Source organism: Streptomyces sp. NBC_01314 (assembly GCF_041435215.1).
In the GTDB taxonomy this organism is placed as follows: domain Bacteria; phylum Actinomycetota; class Actinomycetes; order Streptomycetales; family Streptomycetaceae; genus Streptomyces.
Window position 1 is genome coordinate 3,500,878 of the sequence record NZ_CP108394.1, and the last position, 18,210, is coordinate 3,519,087.

21 protein-coding genes are annotated in these 18,210 nt (G+C 69.7%); 1 reads left to right on the forward strand and 20 read right to left on the reverse strand.

What is annotated here, in order from left to right; translation table 11 throughout:
• Window positions 1-78: 78 nt before the first annotated feature.
• The 8 genes from rlmN to rpsB all read right to left on the reverse strand — a co-directional run bounded on the left by rlmN (window position 79) and on the right by rpsB (window position 7,131).
• Window positions 79-1,185, reverse strand: coding sequence for a 23S rRNA (adenine(2503)-C(2))-methyltransferase RlmN (rlmN, locus tag OG622_RS15245; protein WP_371576641.1), 1,107 nt, complete (start codon window positions 1,183-1,185; stop codon window positions 79-81).
• A 127-nt stretch (window positions 1,186-1,312) separates the two neighbouring features.
• The gene (locus OG622_RS15250) at window positions 1,313-1,753 is read right to left on the reverse strand and encodes a hypothetical protein (protein WP_371576643.1); all 441 of its coding nucleotides are present in this window, start codon (window positions 1,751-1,753) and stop codon (window positions 1,313-1,315) included.
• A gap of 2 nt (window positions 1,754-1,755) precedes the next feature.
• A complete protein-coding gene (locus OG622_RS15255) occupies window positions 1,756-2,199 on the reverse strand; it encodes a hypothetical protein (RefSeq protein WP_371576644.1) in 444 nt (147 codons plus the stop codon).
• Between the two features lie 191 nt (window positions 2,200-2,390).
• Window positions 2,391-3,509: a phosphatidate cytidylyltransferase gene (locus OG622_RS15260; protein WP_371576645.1), complete on the reverse strand. Its 1,119-nt coding sequence runs from the start codon at window positions 3,507-3,509 to the stop codon at window positions 2,391-2,393.
• Window positions 3,509-4,066 (reverse strand): ribosome recycling factor, encoded by a 558-nt coding sequence (gene frr / locus OG622_RS15265; protein ID WP_037696051.1) that lies wholly within the window; start codon window positions 4,064-4,066, stop codon window positions 3,509-3,511. Before frr ends, OG622_RS15260 begins: the two co-directional genes overlap by 1 nt.
• 155 nt (window positions 4,067-4,221) lie before the next feature.
• Window positions 4,222-4,983 (reverse strand): UMP kinase, encoded by a 762-nt coding sequence (pyrH, locus tag OG622_RS15270; protein WP_037696047.1) that lies wholly within the window; start codon window positions 4,981-4,983, stop codon window positions 4,222-4,224.
• A gap of 195 nt (window positions 4,984-5,178) precedes the next feature.
• Window positions 5,179-6,015, reverse strand: a complete 837-nt coding sequence (tsf, locus tag OG622_RS15275) for a translation elongation factor Ts (RefSeq protein WP_371576646.1) — start codon at window positions 6,013-6,015, stop codon at window positions 5,179-5,181.
• A 159-nt stretch (window positions 6,016-6,174) separates the two neighbouring features.
• Window positions 6,175-7,131, reverse strand: a complete 957-nt coding sequence (gene rpsB, locus OG622_RS15280) for a 30S ribosomal protein S2 (protein WP_371576647.1) — start codon at window positions 7,129-7,131, stop codon at window positions 6,175-6,177.
• Window positions 7,132-7,455: 324 nt separating this feature from the next.
• Between rpsB and OG622_RS15285 the strand changes: the two genes are divergently transcribed.
• Window positions 7,456-8,022, forward strand: coding sequence for a peptidoglycan DD-metalloendopeptidase family protein (locus tag OG622_RS15285; RefSeq protein WP_371576648.1), 567 nt, complete (start codon window positions 7,456-7,458; stop codon window positions 8,020-8,022).
• A gap of 72 nt (window positions 8,023-8,094) precedes the next feature.
• On the opposite strand, the gene OG622_RS15290 is transcribed toward OG622_RS15285, so the two are convergent.
• The 12 genes from OG622_RS15290 to rplS all read right to left on the reverse strand — a co-directional run bounded on the left by OG622_RS15290 (window position 8,095) and on the right by rplS (window position 18,210).
• Window positions 8,095-8,652 (reverse strand): TetR/AcrR family transcriptional regulator, encoded by a 558-nt coding sequence (locus OG622_RS15290; RefSeq protein ID WP_371584103.1) that lies wholly within the window; start codon window positions 8,650-8,652, stop codon window positions 8,095-8,097.
• A 242-nt stretch (window positions 8,653-8,894) separates the two neighbouring features.
• Window positions 8,895-9,731, reverse strand: a complete 837-nt coding sequence (gene whiG / locus OG622_RS15295) for an RNA polymerase sigma factor WhiG (RefSeq protein WP_371576649.1) — start codon at window positions 9,729-9,731, stop codon at window positions 8,895-8,897.
• 272 nt (window positions 9,732-10,003) lie between these two features.
• Window positions 10,004-11,164 carry a DNA-processing protein DprA gene (dprA, locus tag OG622_RS15300; protein WP_371576650.1) on the reverse strand — a complete coding sequence of 387 codons (1,161 nt, stop codon included), beginning with the start codon at window positions 11,162-11,164 and terminating at the stop codon, window positions 10,004-10,006.
• A 34-nt stretch (window positions 11,165-11,198) separates the two neighbouring features.
• Window positions 11,199-12,821: a YifB family Mg chelatase-like AAA ATPase gene (locus OG622_RS15305; protein WP_371576651.1), complete on the reverse strand. Its 1,623-nt coding sequence runs from the start codon at window positions 12,819-12,821 to the stop codon at window positions 11,199-11,201.
• The gene (locus OG622_RS15310; protein WP_371576652.1) at window positions 12,821-13,216 is read right to left on the reverse strand and encodes a YraN family protein; all 396 of its coding nucleotides are present in this window, start codon (window positions 13,214-13,216) and stop codon (window positions 12,821-12,823) included. Before OG622_RS15310 ends, OG622_RS15305 begins: the two co-directional genes overlap by 1 nt.
• Before the next feature lie 178 nt (window positions 13,217-13,394).
• A complete protein-coding gene (locus OG622_RS15315) occupies window positions 13,395-13,703 on the reverse strand; it encodes a DUF2469 domain-containing protein (protein WP_005311352.1) in 309 nt (102 codons plus the stop codon).
• A gap of 56 nt (window positions 13,704-13,759) precedes the next feature.
• Window positions 13,760-14,275 (reverse strand): NUDIX hydrolase, encoded by a 516-nt coding sequence (locus tag OG622_RS15320; RefSeq protein WP_371576653.1) that lies wholly within the window; start codon window positions 14,273-14,275, stop codon window positions 13,760-13,762.
• Window positions 14,265-15,011, reverse strand: a complete 747-nt coding sequence (lepB, locus tag OG622_RS15325; protein ID WP_371576654.1) for a signal peptidase I — start codon at window positions 15,009-15,011, stop codon at window positions 14,265-14,267. The genes OG622_RS15320 and lepB (OG622_RS15325) overlap by 11 nt, the downstream gene beginning before the upstream one ends.
• Before the next feature lie 80 nt (window positions 15,012-15,091).
• Window positions 15,092-15,982 carry a signal peptidase I gene (gene lepB, locus OG622_RS15330; protein WP_371576655.1) on the reverse strand — a complete coding sequence of 297 codons (891 nt, stop codon included), beginning with the start codon at window positions 15,980-15,982 and terminating at the stop codon, window positions 15,092-15,094.
• Window positions 15,948-17,078 (reverse strand): signal peptidase I, encoded by a 1,131-nt coding sequence (gene lepB / locus OG622_RS15335; protein ID WP_371576656.1) that lies wholly within the window; start codon window positions 17,076-17,078, stop codon window positions 15,948-15,950. The genes lepB (OG622_RS15330) and lepB (OG622_RS15335) overlap by 35 nt, the downstream gene beginning before the upstream one ends.
• Window positions 17,071-17,802 (reverse strand): signal peptidase I, encoded by a 732-nt coding sequence (gene lepB / locus OG622_RS15340; RefSeq protein WP_371576657.1) that lies wholly within the window; start codon window positions 17,800-17,802, stop codon window positions 17,071-17,073. Before lepB (OG622_RS15340) ends, lepB (OG622_RS15335) begins: the two co-directional genes overlap by 8 nt.
• Before the next feature lie 57 nt (window positions 17,803-17,859).
• Window positions 17,860-18,210: a 50S ribosomal protein L19 gene (gene rplS, locus OG622_RS15345; RefSeq protein ID WP_030797849.1), complete on the reverse strand. Its 351-nt coding sequence runs from the start codon at window positions 18,208-18,210 to the stop codon at window positions 17,860-17,862.

Consider the following 18,210-nt stretch of genomic DNA (forward strand, 5'->3'; position numbering starts at 1 on the left):
AAGATGTGTACGAAGGTCAGAGTACCCCGTGGCCTGATTCCGACTCCTACCGGTGGCCAGGGGGCCCTGTCTCCGGTCCTACCTCTCGGTGGCCGCCAGCTGCCCGCACGCCCCGTCGATCTCCTGGCCCCGGGTGTCCCGGACGGTCACCGGCACCCCATGGGCGGCGATGGCGTCGACGAACGCCTTCTCGTCCTCGGGCCGGGAAGCGGTCCACTTGGACCCCGGAGTCGGGTTCAGCGGAATCAGGTTCACATGCACCGGCTTGCCCTTGAGCAGCCGGCCCAGCCGGTCACCGCGCCACGCCTGGTCGTTGATGTCCCGGATCAGCGCGTACTCGATGGACAGCCGACGCCCGGACCTGGCCGCGTACTCCCACCCGGCGTCCATGACCTCGCGCACCTTCCACCGCGTGTTCACGGGGACGAGCGTGTCGCGCAGTTCGTCGTCCGGGGCGTGCAGCGAGATGGCGAGCCGACACTTGAACCCTTCGTCCGAGAACCGGTGGATCGCGGGCACCAGCCCGACCGTGGACACGGTGATCCCGCGCTGCGAGAGCCCGAGCCCGTCCGGCTCCGGATCGGTCAGCCGGCGAATGGCGCCGACGACCCGGTTGTAGTTGGCGAGCGGCTCGCCCATCCCCATGAAGACGATGTTGGAGAGCCGCGCCGGCCCACCGGGAATCTCGCCGTCCCTGAGCGCCCGCATCCCGTCGACGATCTGGTGGACGATCTCGGCGGTGGAAAGATTCCGGTCGAGCCCGGCCTGCCCGGTGGCACAGAAGGGACAGTTCATCCCGCATCCGGCCTGCGAACTGATGCACATGGTGACCCGGTCCGGGTACCGCATCAGCACCGACTCGACGAGCGTCCCGTCGAACAGTCGCCACAGCGTCTTACGCGTCGTCTCCTGGTCGGCCGACAGATGCCGCACGACCGTCATCAGCTCCGGAAGCAGCGCATCCTGAAGCTTCGCGCGCGCACCCGCGGGGATGTCGGTCCACTGTTCCGGGTCGTGCGCGTACCGCGCGAAGTAGTGCTGCGACAGCTGCTTGGCGCGAAACGGCTTCTCCCCGATCGCGGCAACAGCCTCCTTACGCTCCACAGGCGTGAGATCGGCAAGATGCCGCGGCGGCTTCTTGGCTCCGCGGGGGGCGACGAATGTGAGTTCTCCGGGCTTAGGCATAGCCGTACCAGTGTCGCAGATCAACGGGAGTGGCCCAGCGCGCCGAGCACCGGTCCGCCTTGCCATCCGTACCACCCGAGGCAGACGTGCCTGCGGCCCGTGGTGGGCCGCAGGCACGACGTTCAGGTCAGGAGCGCACCGTGTACTTCTCCGAGCACTTCGAGAAGTCGCCCTTCACCACGCACACCCACATCGTGTACCCCGTGTCCTCGGGCAGGTTGCCCGTGACCGTCACGGAGTAGGGGGAGCCGTGGCCACGGGTGGTCGCAACCCTGCCGGTGCTGAGATGGACCTCGATCCCGTAGCCGTCCGCGAGGACGTCATAGGCGCTCAGGGCGTCACCCGGTTCACTGCCGCTGGGGTCCTTCTGCCACATGGCGTTCCCCGCCGCCTCGCCCCAGGAGTTGTTCCTGACGCTGATGAAGGCGTCGCCCGAGGTGTTCGTCACGTAACCGAAGCTGAAACTGTCGGCCGCCGCCGCCGTACCCGCCCCGCCGATCACTGTCGTGGTCGCGACGGCCAGAGTTGCCGCGAGCGCGCCGAGCCGCGCCTTCATTGGTGTGCTCACGATCAGGCCTTGACGCCGATCTTCGAGGAGCACTTGGAGAAGGAGCCCTTCACCACGCACACCCACATCGACCACGTGGTGCCCTCGGTGAGGTTGCCCGAGGTCTCGTCGGAGTAGTTGGCGCTGTGCCCGCGCGTCGTCGCGATACGGCCGTCGCTGAGGTGGGCCTCGATCCCGTAGCCGTCCGGCAGGATGTCATCGGCGACCAGTGTGTCACCGGTGGAGCCGCCGCTCGGATCGGCCCGCCAGATGGCGTGACCCGCGGTCTCGCTCCAGGTGTTGTTGTTGACGGCGATGACGTAGTCCTTGGAACCGGTGATGTCGGTGTAGGTGAAGCTGAAGCTGTCCTCAGCGGCCGCCGGACCGGCTCCGGCCACCATCGTGGTGGCCACGACGGCCAGCGCCCCCGCGAACGCTCCCGCTCTGGCCTTCACACGTGTCCTCATCTGTGCTCCTCCCGTTGTTTTCTGCACTTGATCTTGCGGACCAGCACATATTGCAACACTCAGGCCAAGACTTTGAGATCATTTCCGGACGCAGTGAATCCGGACACGAATGAGGCCCGCTGTCCTCTCGGACAGCGGGCCTCATCGGCGAAACGGCACGTCAGCGACGTGCATGATCTCGATCAGTCGGGTCAGCCGGAGCCCACGAACAGCACCAGCAGCAGCCACACCACCGGAGCGGTCGGCAGCAGGGAGTCCAGGCGGTCCATGATGCCGCCGTGGCCCGGCAGCAGCGTGCCCATGTCCTTGATGCCGAGGTCCCGCTTGATCATGGACTCGCCGAGGTCGCCCAGCGTGGCGCTGGCCGCGACGGCGAGGCCGAGGAGCAGGCCCTGCCACCAGACGCCGTCGTGGATGACGAACTCCATGAGCAGGGCGCCCGCGACCATCGCGAAGGCAATCGCGCCGAGCAGCCCCTCACGGGTCTTGCCGGGGCTGATGCGCGGCGCGAGCTTGTGCGTGCCGAAGCGCCAGCCGACGGCGTACGCGCCCGTGTCACTGACGACCGTCAGCAGCAGGAACACCAGGACCCGCTGCGGCCCGTCGTCGGCGGTGAGCATGAGCGCGACGAACGTGGCCAGGAACGGAACGTAGAAGGCCGCGAAGACCCCCGCCGTGACGTCCTTGAGATAGTTCTCCGGCGGTTCCGTCATCCGCCAGACGAGGACGGCGAGCGCGGTGAGCGCCATGGCCACCCAGGCGCCCTCGGGCCCGCGTACGTACCCGGCGACGACCATCGCGGCCCCGCCGACCGCGAGCGGCACGAGGGGCGCCTTGATGCCCTTGCGTTCCTGCAGGCGCGAGGTGAGCTCCCACAGTCCCACCACCACGGCGACCGCTATCACGCCGACGAAGGCCGCCTTGACGATGAACAGCGAGGCGACGATGACCACTCCGAGGCCGACGCCAACGCCTATGGCGGCGCCCAGGTCACGGCCCGCGCTCTTCTTCTGCGGGGCGGGCTGCGGCGCGTCGGGCATGGGCTCCGGCTTCTGCGGCGCCTCCCCGTGGGGGTGCGCCGACGGCGTCTCGTCGCGGAACAGGGGGCCGGCCTGCCGAGCGGCCCCCCGGTCGTCGTCCTGGTTCCCGCCATGCGCGGGTACGTCGGGCACGATGGGCATGGGGCGAGTCTGCTGGGCCTCAGGCGCATCGTACGTGGGACCCGCCGGGGCGTGCCCCTGGACAGGTCCCCGGTCGGTCGGCGCCCAGTACCCGGCTTGTTGCGGCGCTCCCCAGGAAGAGTCGTTCATCAGACCTCGAGGAGTTCCGCTTCCTTGTGCTTGAGCAGCTCGTCCACCTGGGCGACGTACTTCGCCGTGGTGTCGTCGAGCTCCTTCTCCGCACGACGGCCCTCGTCCTCGCCGACCTCGCCGTCCTTGACGAGCTTGTCGATCGCGTCCTTGGCCTTGCGGCGGACCGCGCGGATGGACACCTTGGAGTCCTCCGCCTTGCTCCTGGCGACCTTGATGTAGTCGCGGCGGCGCTCCTCGGTCAGCTCGGGAAACACCACTCGGATGATGTTGCCGTCGTTGCTCGGGTTGACGCCGAGGTCGGAGTCGCGGATCGCCTGCTCGATGTTGCGCAGGGCGGTCTTGTCGAACGGGGTCACCACGGCCATGCGCGGCTCGGGCACCGAGAACGAGGCGAGCTGGTTGATCGGTGTCAGCGCACCGTAGTAGTCGGCCACGATCTTGTTGAACATCGCCGGGTGCGCACGACCGGTGCGGATCGCGGCGAAGTCGTCCTTGGCGACGACGACGGCCTTCTCCATCTTCTCCTCGGCCTCGAGGAGGGTCTCTTCGATCACCACTTGCTCCTGCGTGTCTTGAGTGGGCCCGGCAGCTGTACTTGGTCAGGTCGGCGGCCGGCTGCGTCGCGTCTTGTTCCTGCACGGTTCCCGACCGGCAGGACATTGTCCATCCCCCGGTCAGGCTCCGTCCCCAGGGCAGGGGAAGGACCCGGTCAGGCCCGGCTTCCCTGATCACCCACGAGAGTGCCGATCTTCTCACCCTTGACGGCCCGCGCGATATTGCCCGCCTTGAGAAGCTCGAACACGAGGATCGGGAGCTTGTTGTCGCGGCAGAGCGTGATCGCGGTGGCGTCGGCGACCTTCAGCTCACGGGTGATGACCTCGCCGTAGCCGAGGGAGTCGAACTTGACCGCGTCCGGGTTGGTCTTGGGGTCGGAGTCGTAGACCCCGTCCACGCCGTTCTTGCCCATCAGCAGCGCCTCGGCGTCGATCTCCAGAGCGCGCTGGGCGGCGGTGGTGTCGGTGGAGAAGTACGGCATGCCCATACCGGCGCCGAAGATGACCACACGCCCCTTCTCCAGGTGACGCACGGCGCGCAGCGGGATGTACGGCTCGGCGACCTGGCCCATGGTGATGGCGGTCTGGACGCGGCTGTCGATGCCCTCCTTCTCCAGGAAGTCCTGGAGGGCGAGGCAGTTCATGACCGTGCCGAGCATGCCCATGTAGTCGGAGCGCGCCCGGTCCATGCCGCGCTGCTGGAGTTCCGCGCCGCGGAAGAAGTTGCCGCCGCCGATGACGACCGCGATCTCCGCTCCGTCGCGTACGACGGCCGCGATCTCCCGGGCGATGGCGTGCACCACGTCCGGGTCGACGCCGAGGCCACCGCCCCCGGAGAACGCCTCTCCGGACAGCTTCAGCATGAACCGGCCGCGTTCCGCTTTGCTTTCGTCGCTCTTCTCGGGCTTGGTGGTCATGGAGATTCGCCTCTTTACCTGTCGCACATACGAAGAAGGCCACTGCCGGTGGGGTGGTGTTCGCATCCCATGCGCGGCAATGGCCTCCTCGTCAGATCCGCTGTCGTCCGTCACGCGTCACGCGCGCACGTGGCGTGCGTACGCGAACGACTGCACTCGACCCTATCGGGGCCGGGCGCCCGTCGCGTAACGGACTCAGATGCCGACCTTGATGCGCGTGAAGCGCTTCAGGGTGACACCGGCCTCGTCCAGGACCTTCTGGACGGACTTCTTGTTGTCCAGCGCGTACGGCTGGCCGAGCAGCGTGGCGTCCTTGAAGAAGCCGTTGAGGCGACCCTCGACGATCTTCGGCAGGGCGGCCTCGGGCTTGCCCTCGGCGCGGGTGGTCTCCTCGGCGACGCGACGCTCGGACTCGACGACGTCGGCCGGCACGTCCTCCTTGGCGAGGTACTTCGGCGCGAAGGCGGCGATGTGCTGGGCGATGCCCTTGGCCACGGCGGCGTCGGCCTTGTCCAGCTCGACCAGGACACCGATCTGCGGGGGCAGGTCGGGCATGGTGCGGTGCATGTAGGAGAAGACGAAACCGTCGGCGTACTGCGCGAAGCGGTCGAGGACGATCTTCTCGCCGAGGTTGGCGTTGGCCTCGTCCACGTACGCCTGGACCGTCTTGCCGGCCTCGATCTCGGAGGCGAGCAGGGCCTCGAGGTCGGCCGGGGAGCTCTTGGCGACGTGCTCGGCGATCGCGGCGGCGGCGGCCTGGAACCTCTCGCCCTTGGCGACGAAGTCCGTCTCGCACTTCAGCTCGACGAGGACACCGGAGGTGTTGTCGTCGGCGATGAGGGAGACCACGGCGCCGTTCTCGGCGGAGCGGCCCTCGCGCTTGGCGACGCCCTTCTGGCCCTTGATGCGCAGGGCCTCGACGGCCTTGTCCACGCTGCCCTCGGCCTCGTCCAGGGCCTTCTTGCAGTCCATCATGCCGGCGCCGGTGAGCTCACGGAGCTTCTTGACGTCGGCGGCGGTGTAGTTCGCCATGATCTGTGAATCTCTTCTCGGAGTTCGAAGTCTCGAAGTCGGCGTCCGCCGCCGCTCATCGGGCGGGCGCCCGCCGAAGATCTACGGGCTGTGGGTGAACGGCGGGTGGCGCGCTCGGCGCCACCCGCCGTCATGTCGACAGCGCTACGACCGTGAAGGTCAGGCCTGCTCGGCGTCCGCGGCCGGAGCCTCAGCGGCGGCCGGGGCCTCCTCGGCGGCCGGAGCCTCAGCGGCGGGAGCCTCGGCAGCGGCCTCGGCCGGAGCCTCAGCCTCAGCCTCAGCCTCGGCGGGGGCCTCGGCGGCAGCCGGAGCCTCCTCGGCGGCCGGAGCCTCGTCGGCCTTCTTCTCACCCTCGAGCAGGTCGCGCTCCCACGCGGCCAGCGGCTCGCCCGCGGCCTTGTCGCCCTTGCCCTCGGTGGCGACCCGGGAGCGGGAGATGAGGCCCTCGGCGACCGCGTCCGCGATCACACGGGTGAGCAGCGTGACGGAGCGGATCGCGTCGTCGTTGCCCGGGATCTTGTAGTCGACCTCGTCGGGGTCGCAGTTGGTGTCGAGGATCGCGACGACCGGAATGTTGAGCTTCCGGGCCTCACCGACCGCGATGTGCTCCTTCTTGGTGTCCACGATCCAGACGGCGCTGGGCACCTTGGACATCTCGCGGATACCACCGAGGGTCTTCTCCAGCTTGGCCTTCTCGCGCGAGAGCACGAGAAGCTCCTTCTTGGTGAGACCCGACGCGGCGACGTCCTCGAAGTCGATCTGCTCGAGCTCCTTGAGGCGCTGCAGACGCTTGTAGACGGTCGAGAAGTTGGTGAGCATGCCGCCCAGCCAGCGCTGGTTGACGTAGGGCATGCCGACGCGGGTCGCCTGCTCGGCGATCGCCTCCTGCGCCTGCTTCTTCGTGCCGACGAACATGACCGTGCCGCCGTGGGCGACGGTCTCCTTGACGAACTCGTAGGCGCGGTCGATGTACGACAGCGACTGGAGCAGGTCGATGATGTAGATGCCGTTGCGCTCCGTGAAGATGAAGCGCTTCATCTTCGGGTTCCAACGACGGGTCTGGTGACCGAAGTGGACGCCGCTTTCCAGCAGCTCCCGCATCGTGACGACGGCCATGGCCGTTCTCCTTGATTTTCTCGGTTGTGCCGCGGGAACCGGACGGCTCCCGCGCCTGACGCCCGCGATGCGCCGTTGCCACGAAGGACCGAGGGGCGCTGATACGGACCACAGACGGGCCTCGTACCGGGGCGTGCGAAGTCGACCCGGTGACCCGGATCGCCACCAGAAGTGTACGGGACCCACGGGGCCCCGGGTGACGCCGATATCCACAACCGGCGAGTACTCCACAGATCCCGGCCATGATCGCCCGGTTCACGGAACGCTTGTCCCATGTCTCACGAGATGTCCCACGAGTGGGCGAAGCGAACGATCCGACGGCGTATGGGTGCATGGACGGCCCTGCTGCTGTGCCTGGCGTCGACACTCCTGGTCACGGCCTGGACGACGGCGCCACGCGCGGTACCACGCGCGGCACCGGGACCACCGACCCCCGAGGAGTCCGTCCCTGCCCTGGGCCGCTCCTGGCCCGTGGGTCTGCGCCCCCTGGTGGTCCGCGCCTGGGAGCCACCGCCCACCCCCTACGCCCGGGGTCACCGGGGCGTCGACCTGTCCGCCCCGGCCGGGTCCCCGGTACGCGCGGCGGCAGCGGGCCGCGTCTCCTTCGCGGGCCGGGTGGCGGGCCGCGGAGTCGTCACTGTCGAACTGACCGGCACCGGCGACCCACCCCTGCGCACGACCTACGAACCGGTCCGGACTTCAGTGCACAAGGGCAACGAGGTAACCGCGGGCACCCTCCTGGGCACCCTGGAGGCAGCCCCCTCCCACTGCCCGACAGCCTGCCTCCACTGGGGCCTGCGCAGAGGGGAGGCCTACCTGGACCCGCTTTCGCTGCTGCCACCGTGGCTGCTCCGGAGGGGCCCGTCCCGCCTACTGCCGGTGCCCGCGTAGGCGTAGCGCCCAAGCGCCGGAGAGCCAACCCGGCCCCGCCCGGCCCCTGCGGCGGGTGCCGGCCGCCGGAACTCAGCCCCGCACGCCCCGCAACGCCATGGCCACTGCCGCCTCGGTGATCGCGGTGGGATCCTCGGCGACCCCCAGCTCGATACGCCGCGCAGCCGCGTCCACGACCCCCTGCAAGAGCATCGCGGCCAACCGTGGCTCCCCCTGCCCCAGCGCCGCGAGCGCCTCCACGATCATCGCGACAAGCCCGCCGTGCGCCGCCCGGATCTTCTCTCGCGCCCCGTCGTCCAGCTCACCCGCCGAGATCGCCACCACGGCCCGGTGCCGCCGGTCCCCGACCAGCTCCAACTGCTTGCGGACGTACGCCTCGACCTTGCCCTCGTGCGACGCGACCGCGGCCATCGCCGCCTCGACCTCCGCCGCCCAGACAGGGAAATCGACCTCGCACAGCTCCTCGACCACGGCGGCCCGCGACCGGAAGTACTCGTACACGGACGACCGCGCCAGTCCCGTACGCTCGGCGAGCGCGGGGAACGTCAACGCCTCCGTCCCACCCTCGGACAGCAGCGACCGTGCCGCGTCCAGCAGGGCGGCTCGCTGCATCGACCGGTGCTCGGCCACGGAGGCCGCTCGAATCCTTGGCACGTCAACCACTCTACAAACGGACCGCCACCCACGGGAGTGCCTCCCCCGTGCCGGCCCCGACGAAAGCCCCACCGACGCCGCCGAAGCCCGACCCCCGCGCCACATCCGGTCAGGTCGGCAGGGGTCGGACGGGTCGGGTCGGACGGGTCGGGTCGGACGGGTCGGGTCGGACGGGTCGGACGGGCGAACCGGATCGGACCGGACCGGGCCGCACCGGGTCAACGACCGAAGCTCGCCAGCTTCGCCCGCAGCTGCAGCACCGACTTCGTGTGGATCTGACTCACCCGGCTCTCGGTGACCCCCAGCACGTTCCCGATCTCCGCGAGGGTGAGCCCCTCGTAGTAGTACAGCGTGACGACGGTCTTCTCCCGCTCGGGCAATGTGTTGATGGCCCGCGCCAGGAAGCGGCGCAGCTCCCGGTCCTCGGCGACCTCGACCGGGTTGTCCGCGGCGGTGTCCTCCAGCGTGTCCATCAGGCTGAGGCGGTCACCGCCCTCTCCCCCGACATGCAGCAGCTCCTCCAGCGCCACCACGTTGGCCAGCGACAACTGACTGAAGACCGAGTGGAGTTCATCGACCGCGATACCCATTTCGGCAGCCACCTCGCCCTCGCTCGGGGTGCGTCTGAGCCGCGACTCCAGGGTGGCGTAGGCCCGCTCCACGTTGCGCGCCTTCTGCCGCACCGACCGGGGGATCCAGTCCAGCGCACGCAGTTCGTCGATCATGGCGCCCCGGATCCGGGTGATCGCGTAGGTCTCGAACTTGATCTCCCGGTCGATGTCGAACTTCTCGATCGCGTCGATGAGCCCGAAAACTCCGGAGGAGACGAAGTCGGCCTGTTCGACGTTGGCCGGCAGCCCGACGCTCACCCGGCCCGCGACGTACTTCACCAGCGGTGAGTAGTGCAGGATCAACTGCTCGCGCAGCCGTTCGTCGCCGGTCGTCTTGTACGTCCGCCACAGCTCGTCGAGTGTCGAGGGGGCTGGCGGGCGCACGGTGCCGCGAGTGGCGGAGGATACCGCCGCCCGGTCAGACCCGGAGGTGTGCTGGGGCATTCGTCGCCTTGTGCCGTTCTGCTGTGAGCTGTGGGTGCCTGGGTGAGCTGTCGGTCCGATGTCGAGTTTCCTGTCCTGAGTCGGAACCATTGTGAGCGTAGCGTGACTGAAGAGTCGCAGTGTGCGAAGGGCGGGGGATCGCCGGTACGCAGATACGTTCCGCTGGACGCCCCGCGGGGTCACCGTGATCGCGCTGTGCGACCGGGCCGGGACGCCAACTGCCGGAAACCGCAAGGCTGTCGGCGTTCCCCCGGACGGCCGAACACGCTCGGTCAACTTCGCCTCCGATCCGGAGAGACGGAGATCATCGCCTGGCGTGTCAACTTCCAACAGTCGCCGTGTCGTTCGACGTATCCGAGTGCGCGGAGTTCGTACAGTCTCCCGACCGCGTCGTCGACGGTCGTGCCCGCGCCCCGGGCGACCTCGTCGGCGGCCGCGGCCCCCCGCCCCGGCAGCGCGGCGAGAACCTGCCGCGCGCCGGGTTCCAGCAGATCACGGGGGAGCACGGGCCCCCGCCGGTCGGGCGCCAGCTCTCCCATGTCACCCACCAGCTCGATGACTTCGGCGGCGTCGGACACGAGCACGGCGTCGTCCCGGAGCAGTTCGTGCACGCCGGCCGAGAGGGCCGAGGTCGCGGGCCCCGGCACGCCCATCGTGAACCGGCCCAGCCGCTGCGCCGCCCGCGCCGTGACGAGCGCGCCGCTGCGGTAGGCCGCCTCCACTACGACGGTCCCTCTGGTGAGCGCGGCGATCACCCGGTTCCGCAGAATGAACCGGCTCGGCGTCGGGTGCTCCCCCGGCGGCAACTCCCCCACCACCAGACCCTGTTCGGCGATCCTGCTGATCAGCTGCACATGCCCCCTGGGGTAGGGCCGGTCCACCCCGCAGGCGAGCACGGCGACGGTCGCCCCACCGACCCCCAGCACCCCTCGATGCGCGGCCCCGTCCACGCCGTACGCACCGCCGGACACCACCACCCACCCCCGCTCGGCCAGCCCCGCCCCCAGCACGGCCGCCATATGGGCCCCGTACTCCGTACAGGCCCGCGCCCCCACCACGGCCACCGACCGCAACGCCCACATCCGGACATTGGCCTTCCCTCGCACCCACAACCCCACGGGCCGCCCGTCGCCGAGATCATCGAGCTGCCCGGGCCACTCGGCGTCCCCGGGCACGAGGAACCGGACCCCGGCCTCCCGGGCTTGGGCCAGGTCCCCTCCGGGGTCGGCGCGGCCGGAGCGGGCGCACAGTCCCGCCCACCGTTTCCCCGAGGCCTCCGGCAGCGGCCGCCCCCCGCAGGAGAGCCTCCGCACCAGTTCCCGGGCCCCGAACTCCCTCAGCCACCGCCCACCCAGTTCGTCCCCGGGTTCGAGGACACGGGCCAGGAACGCCCGGTCGAGCCGCTCGGCATCCGGCGCCCCGCCGCCGGTCATGGCTCACCCTCCGATGAACCCCGGCCCCCGGACCTCATGTCAGGGCCCCGATCGCCATCGGCGCCCCGCGTGGAACTCCGGTGCGCAGTTGCAGGGCCAGGTTGACGTCCGTCGCGTCCGGGCGGTCGTGGCCGACGAGGTCGGCGATGGTCCAGGCGACCCGCAGCACCCGGTCCAGGCCGCGCGCGGTCAGCGCTCCCCGCTCCAGGCAGCGCTCGGCGTCGTCCATCGCACCCGGGGTCGCGTGCCACCGGCTGCGCAGTTCGCGCCCCGGCACCTCGCTGTTCGTCCGCCAGGGTGTGCCGAGCAGACGTGCGGCCGCCCGTTCCCTGGCCGCGCGCACCCGCTCGGCCACCGTCGCGGTGGACTCGCCACGGGCCCCGGGCTGCGTGAGTTCGGACCGGGTGATCCGGTCGACCTCGACCCGCAGGTCGACCCGGTCCAGCAGCGGCCCGGAGAGCCGGGCCTGGTAGCGGCGGATCGAGGCGGGCGGACACTCACACAGGTCGTCCGTCCGCGAGAAGCGACCGCAGGGACAGGGATTCGCGGCGAGCACCATCAGGAACTTCGCCGGGAACCGCACCACTCCCGCGCTGCGCGCGATCACGACGTGCCCCGCCTCCAGCGGCTGCCGCAGGGCGTCCAGGGCCTGGCCGCTGAACTCGGGGGTCTCATCGAGGAAGAGCACACCACGATGGGCGAGAGAGACCGCGCCGGGCCGTGCGATGCCCTGGCCGCCACCCACGAGGGCCTGCATCGTGGCCGAGTGGTGAGGAGCGCAGTAGGGCGCCACGTCGACCAGTGGTTTGCCCACCGGCAGCAGACCGGCGATCGAGTGGACCGCCGTGACCTCCAGCGACTCCTCCCTGACCAGCTTCGGCAGGACGGCCGGCAGCCGCTCGGCGAGCATGGTCTTGCCCGCACCCGGCGGCCCTTCCAGGAAGAGGTGGTGTCCGCCGGCCGCCGCGACCTCCACGGCGGTCCGGGCCGCCCGCTGACCGACGACATCCGCGAGATCGTGGCCCAGGTCCTGCTGCGCGGCTCCCGTGGTGTGCATCCCGGTGGCCGCCCCCGTGCCCGGTAGCCGGAGCCCCGCCATCAAAGGGTCCGGGCGGCCCTCGTCGGGCTCCTCGTCCGGCACGGGTTCATCCGCGAGGACGGCGATCAGCTGCCGCAGGGTGCGCACGCCCAGTACCGAGACGCCGGGCACCAGCGAGGCCTCCGCGGCAGCGCACTCCGGCACCACCACTTGCTCGTATCCGGCCTCGGCGGCGGCCAGCACAGCGGGCAGGATGCCCCGGACCGGCCGGACCCGCCCGTCGAGTCCCAGCTCTCCGACCATCACGATGTCGGTGAGCACCCGCGGATCGATCCGCTCGGAGGCCCCCAGGATCGCGCAGGCGACCGCCAGGTCGAAGCCGCTGCCGGCCTTCGGGACCGAGGCGGGGCTGAGCCCCACCGTCAGCTTCTTCTGCGGCCACTCGGCGCCCGAGTTGACCACCGCCGCCCTGACCCGGTCCTTGCTCTCCGTCAAGCTCTTGTCCGGTAGTCCCACCAGTGTGAAGGCCGCCACCCCCGGTTCCAGGTCTGCCTGGACCTCGACGACGACGCCCTCGACCCCTACGAGGGCCACGGAGCATGTGCGGGCGAACCCCATCAGGCCACCCCCCGCACGTGTTCCACCACGGCAGCGCCGCGGTCGGGGAGGACGACGCCCACGACGTCGATGCGGACGCCGCCCGGTGGACTCCCTCCGTGTTCCTGGAGCCAGCGTTCGGCGAGGCCACGCAGTCGTTCGGCCTTGGTGGCCGTGACGGCCGCCATCGGATGCTCGAAGAGGCCGGCCCTGCGGGTCTTCACCTCGCAGACGACCAGCGCGTCCCCGTCGCGGGCCACGATGTCGATCTCGCCTGTCCTGCCGCTGCGCCAGTTGCGCTCCAGGACCGTCATCCCGGCCTCGACAAGCCGCCGCGCGGCCAGCTCCTCGCCGTATTTGCCGAGTGCACCTCGTGCGCTGTTGCCTCGTGCGCTGTCGCCTCGTGCCTTGCTCATGTCGGCACCACCTCCGGCGCCAACACTGAGGGCGACTCGCCCCACTATTGGATCTTGGTGGACAAGCAGCCGATTGTGGATAACTTCGTCACCCACACGGATGACGACCCACGACAGCGCTCACCAGCCCGCAACGCCCCCGGCCGCCCGCCGCCCGACCGCCCACACCCGACCGGCCTCAGCTGCCCGGCAGCTCCAGATCGCTCTTGTTCAGCTCCTCGATGTTCACGTCCTTGAACGTGAGCACCCGCACCTGCTTCACGAACCGAGCCGGCCGGTACATGTCCCACACCCAGGCGTCAGCCATCGACACCTCGAAGAACACCTCGCCCTGGACCGAGTGCACCTGCATCTCGTAGTCGTTGGTCAGGTAGAAACGCCGCTCGGTCTCGATCACGTATTTGAACAGACCGACGACATCGCGGTACTCCCGGTAGAGCTTCAGCTCCATCTCGGTCTCGTACTTCTCGAGGTCCTCGGCGCTCATGGCATGTTCCCCTTCAGCCGTGCGATCCCACCATTGTGCGCCAGTCCCGCGAGCCCCTAGACAATTTCGGTGTCGAGGACCACGGGTCTGGCCGGGGGACCCTCGTCGAGCAGTGTGCGGAGCAGTTCGGCGAGTCTGGTCGGGTACACCGTCTCATGCGCCCGGGCCAGTTCCCCGCACGTCCACCAGCGTGCTCCGGCGACGCTGCGTCGTTCCAGCTCCGTGAGGCCCGCCTCGCCGGGCACCACCTGGCGCGTATCGGTGGTCCGGGCGAGGAAGTACCACTCGTCCTGGTCCCAGCGGCGTCCGGCGAAGGGGAAGGAGCACATCCGCCGCCAGAGCACGGGACCGAGGTCCACGTCCGTGATCCCCGTCTCCTCCGCGAGTTCCCGCAGGGCGGCCTCCTCACGGGTCTCCGTGCCCTCCACACCGCCGCCCGGCGTGAACCACCAGTCGTCGGCCGGATCGTCCGGCTCATGCCCGTGCAGCAGCAGAATGCGCTCCCGGGGATCCAGCAGGATCACCCGGGCCACCCTGCGCAGCCCGCCCTCGTACGTGTCCTCAGCCGACAACGGCCGGCTCCGGCTGCGTCCTGCGGCCGCGTCCGCCGATCCGCTTGGCGACGGGCCCGTAGGCGCCGCCACCCAGGACGAGCACCATGCCCACGACCAGCGCGACGGTGATCAGCCGCAGCGGGCCGGGAGAGGAGAGAGCACCGAGCTTCTCAAAGCCCGTGGGGCGGGCCAGCATGCCGTCCATGGGCCAGACGACGGCGTCCACGCGCGCGTCCACATGGGCGCGCGGCACCGTGCCGTTGCCGGCCTCCGTGAGGTGGGCGGTGGAGTCCAGGGAGCCGCTGCGCTCGTCGCCGAGAAGGAACAGCCGGCCCTTGGGCACGGTGATCTCGGGGATACCGGTCAGCTCGGCGGCCTGGCCCTCGGGCAGATAGGCCTCGTCGATCTTCTTGCCGTTGACGGTCAGCTTGCCGCCGGTGCAGCAGGCGACCGTGTCGCCGCCGACCGCGACGACCCGCTTGACCAGGGGGCTGTTGCCCCAGGTCTCCTGCCGGAAGACCACGACGTCACCGCGCCTGATCTCGGCGCCGTCGATCCGCTCGGCGAGTATGCGGTCCCCGGAGGTGATGGTGGGGGCCATGGAGTCGGTGGGCACGGTGTAGGGCGCATAGGCGATCGCCCCCCAGACGAAGCCGCCCATGAAGAGCACACAGCCGAGGGCCACGGCCAGTCCCGACAGCTTGCTGCCGAGCCGTCCGCGGCCCTCGTCCGTACGACTTGTCGTCCCGCTCATCCCAGTGCTCCCCCGGGTCGGAGAATCGACCGTCCGTGCCCCTGGCGGGCCGCGGAAGATCGGCGATCTGGGACGGCACCCTACCCGGCGGTACGCGTGCCAGTAACCCTCGGGCTTCCGGTGGCCAGAAGGCGGCGCCGGCGCCACAGCACCAGCGGCACCGCGCCCGCGAGGCCGAGCGCGCCGGGAGCGGCGGCGCTCAGGTTCTGGTCGAACGTGTCGGGAATCGGCAGCGTGGACCAGCGGGTGGGCGGCCAGGCGACCACGATGGCGCGGCCCACGACCTGGCTCACGGGGACCATGCCGTCGTTCGAGTCGTTCTGGTGGTAACGGGAGTCCAGCGAGTTCTGCCGATGGTCGCCCATGACCCAGATTTTGCCCTTGGGTACCTTCACCTTGAACTGACCGCCGGTGTCGTCGACGGTGCAGGGGGTGTTGCCCGGGTACACGTACGGCTCGTTCAGTGCCTTGCCGTTGACCTTGAGCGGGCCCGTGCCGTTGCACTCCACGGTGTCGCCGGCGACGCCGATGGTCCGCTTGATCAGGTCCTTCTCCTCGGCGGACGGCATCAGGCCGATCCAGCCCAGGACGCGCTGTACGGCGTTGGGCTCCAGAGTGGGTTCGCCGTTCAGCCAGCCGTCCGGGTCGTGGAAGACGACGACCTCGCCGCGCTCGGGCTCGGAGCCGAACCACGGGGTGAGCTTGTCGACCAGGACCCGGTCGCCCTCCTGCAGGGTGTTCTGCATCGAGTCGGACGGGATGGAGAACGCCTGCACCAGGAAGGTCTTGATCAGCAGCGCGAGCACCAGCGCGATACCGACCAGGATCGGCAGTTCCTTCCAGAAGGAACGCTGCTTCTTCTTGGGCCTCTCGTGCTGGTCGCCGTCGTCGACCGAGGTCCGGGCGCCGTCACCGCCGTCCGCTCCGCCCGGGGAGTCACTCCCGGAGTCGGCCGAACCCTCGGAACTCACGGCGCCCTCCACGTTCTCCGCGGCCGGGGAAGCCGCCTCGTCGGATCGCTCCGGCCGATCTTCGGAACCACCGTGTCCGGACCGTGCGCCGACCGCCAAATCCCCCACATCCACTCCTCACTCCGTACCGCCGCCCGCGCCACAGCCGGTGCAGGCCCACCACTCCCATAACGAGCGGGAGTTCCGCAGGGGTCGGGAGGGGGATCAATCCGTTTCGATCCGCGGAAGCCACCCTATGCGAAGCGCCGAGGGCGGCGGTCGACCCGCCCGGCACGGCCGTGAATGTGTCCGGCTCCTCCAACTGCCCCCAGTGGCCGACCGGCCAGGCGATGACCACGGCCCGGCCGACGACGGCGTCCTCCGGGACCGTACCGCCGTACTGCGCCGTTTTCGAATCGTCGGTCTGGTGGGCGCGCGAGTCGGCGGAGTTCTCCCGGTGATCGCCCATCACCCAGAGACGGCCCTGGGGAACGGTCACCTGGAACTGCTGGGTCGAGGGCTGGTTGCCGGGGTGGATGTACGCCGTCTCGTCCAGCGGCATGCCGTTGACCGTGACGCGGCCCTGGGTGTCGCAGCACTTGACGGTGTCGCCGCCGACCGCGACGACCCGCTTGATCAGGTCCTGCTCGTCGTCGGACGGCAGGAGGCCGATGAACTGCAGGCCTTCCTTTATCTGCTTGATGACGATCGGGTCCTCGGTGGCGGCCGTCGTCTGCTCGTCCTCCAGCCAGCCGCCCGGGTCCTTGAAGACGACGACGTCCCCGCGGGTGGGCTTGGAGCCGAACCAGGGCGTGAGCTTGTCGACCAGGACACGGTCGCCGATCTGGATCGTCTGCTCCATGGAGCCCGAAGGGATCACGAACGCCTGGACGAGGAAGGTCTTCAGGACCAGCGCTATGAGGACGGCGACACCGACCAGGAGCGGGATCTCCTTGACCGCGGAGCGACGCCTGCGCGCCTTGATCTTGCGGGCGAGCTTCCGCCGCTCGACCCGGCTCGGCCGGGCGGCCCCGCCGGACCGCCGGGTGCCGGTGGGCAGCAGGTTGTCGGCCGGGGTGCTGGGAGCCGCACCGCGGGGTTTGCCGCGGTTACCCATGCGCACCGCCGGCTGCGGCGGACACACGCGCGTAGGCGTCCGGGCGGTCCAGACGCGTCCAGTGGTCGGCCGGCCAGGCGATCCCCTCGGCCCTACCGATCACGGAGTCGACGGGGACCATGCCGCCGCCGGGCGATCCCAGATGCTCGCGGGAATCGCTGGAGTCACTGCGGTGGTCGCCGAGGAGGAACAGCCTGCCCTCGGGGACGACCACGTCGAAGGGTACGTTCGACGGGCTGTCGCCCGGGTACAGAAACGACGACTCGTCGACCCACCGGCCGTTCACCTCAAGCCTCCCCTTCTGGTCGCAGCAGACCACCCGGTCTCCCCCCACGCCGACAACGCGCTTGATGTAGTCGGCGTTCCCGAAGTAGCCGGTGCCGTCGAACACGACGACGTCACCACGCTGCGGATCAGATCCGAAACGGTACGCCAACTTATTTACGAGAACGCGGTCCCCGATCCTCAATGAAAGGGCCATGGAGCTGCTGGGAATTTGGAAGGGCTGCATCACGAAGTTGCTGAAGAGCACCAGAAAAAGCAGGCAGATCAGTACGGTCAGGGTGTAATTCCCACCCGGTACCCACTCGGTGGTCCGGTCCACCCATGCGAAACGCGACCGCTCCTCAGGCCCTCCTGTGTCAGAGATCTCCTCGGAGACCTCGTCGCCGGAAGGACGAGGGGAACGGTCGCGCTCCATGTGCTGCTGTGCTTCGGTGTCCATCGGGGCCAGATCGTATCCGGCCCCGCTGTGACAACCTTTTGTGACTCGAGCGCGCGATCAGTTGTCGCGCTTCTCCTTGATCTTCGCCGCCTTGCCGCGCAGCTCGCGCAGGTAGTACAGCTTGGCGCGACGGACGTCACCGCGGGTGACGAGCTCGATCTTCTCGACGATCGGGGTGTGCACCGGGAAGGTGCGCTCGACGCCGACGGAGAACGAGACCTTGCGGACCGTGAAGGTCTCACGGACACCGGCGCCCTGGCGACGGATCACCACGCCCTTGAACTGCTGCACACGGGAGCGGTTGCCCTCGATGACGCGGACGTGGACGTTGACGGTGTCACCCGGGCGGAAGGCCGGGATGTCACTGCGCAGCGACGCGGAGTCGACGGTGTCGAGCAGGTGGGACAT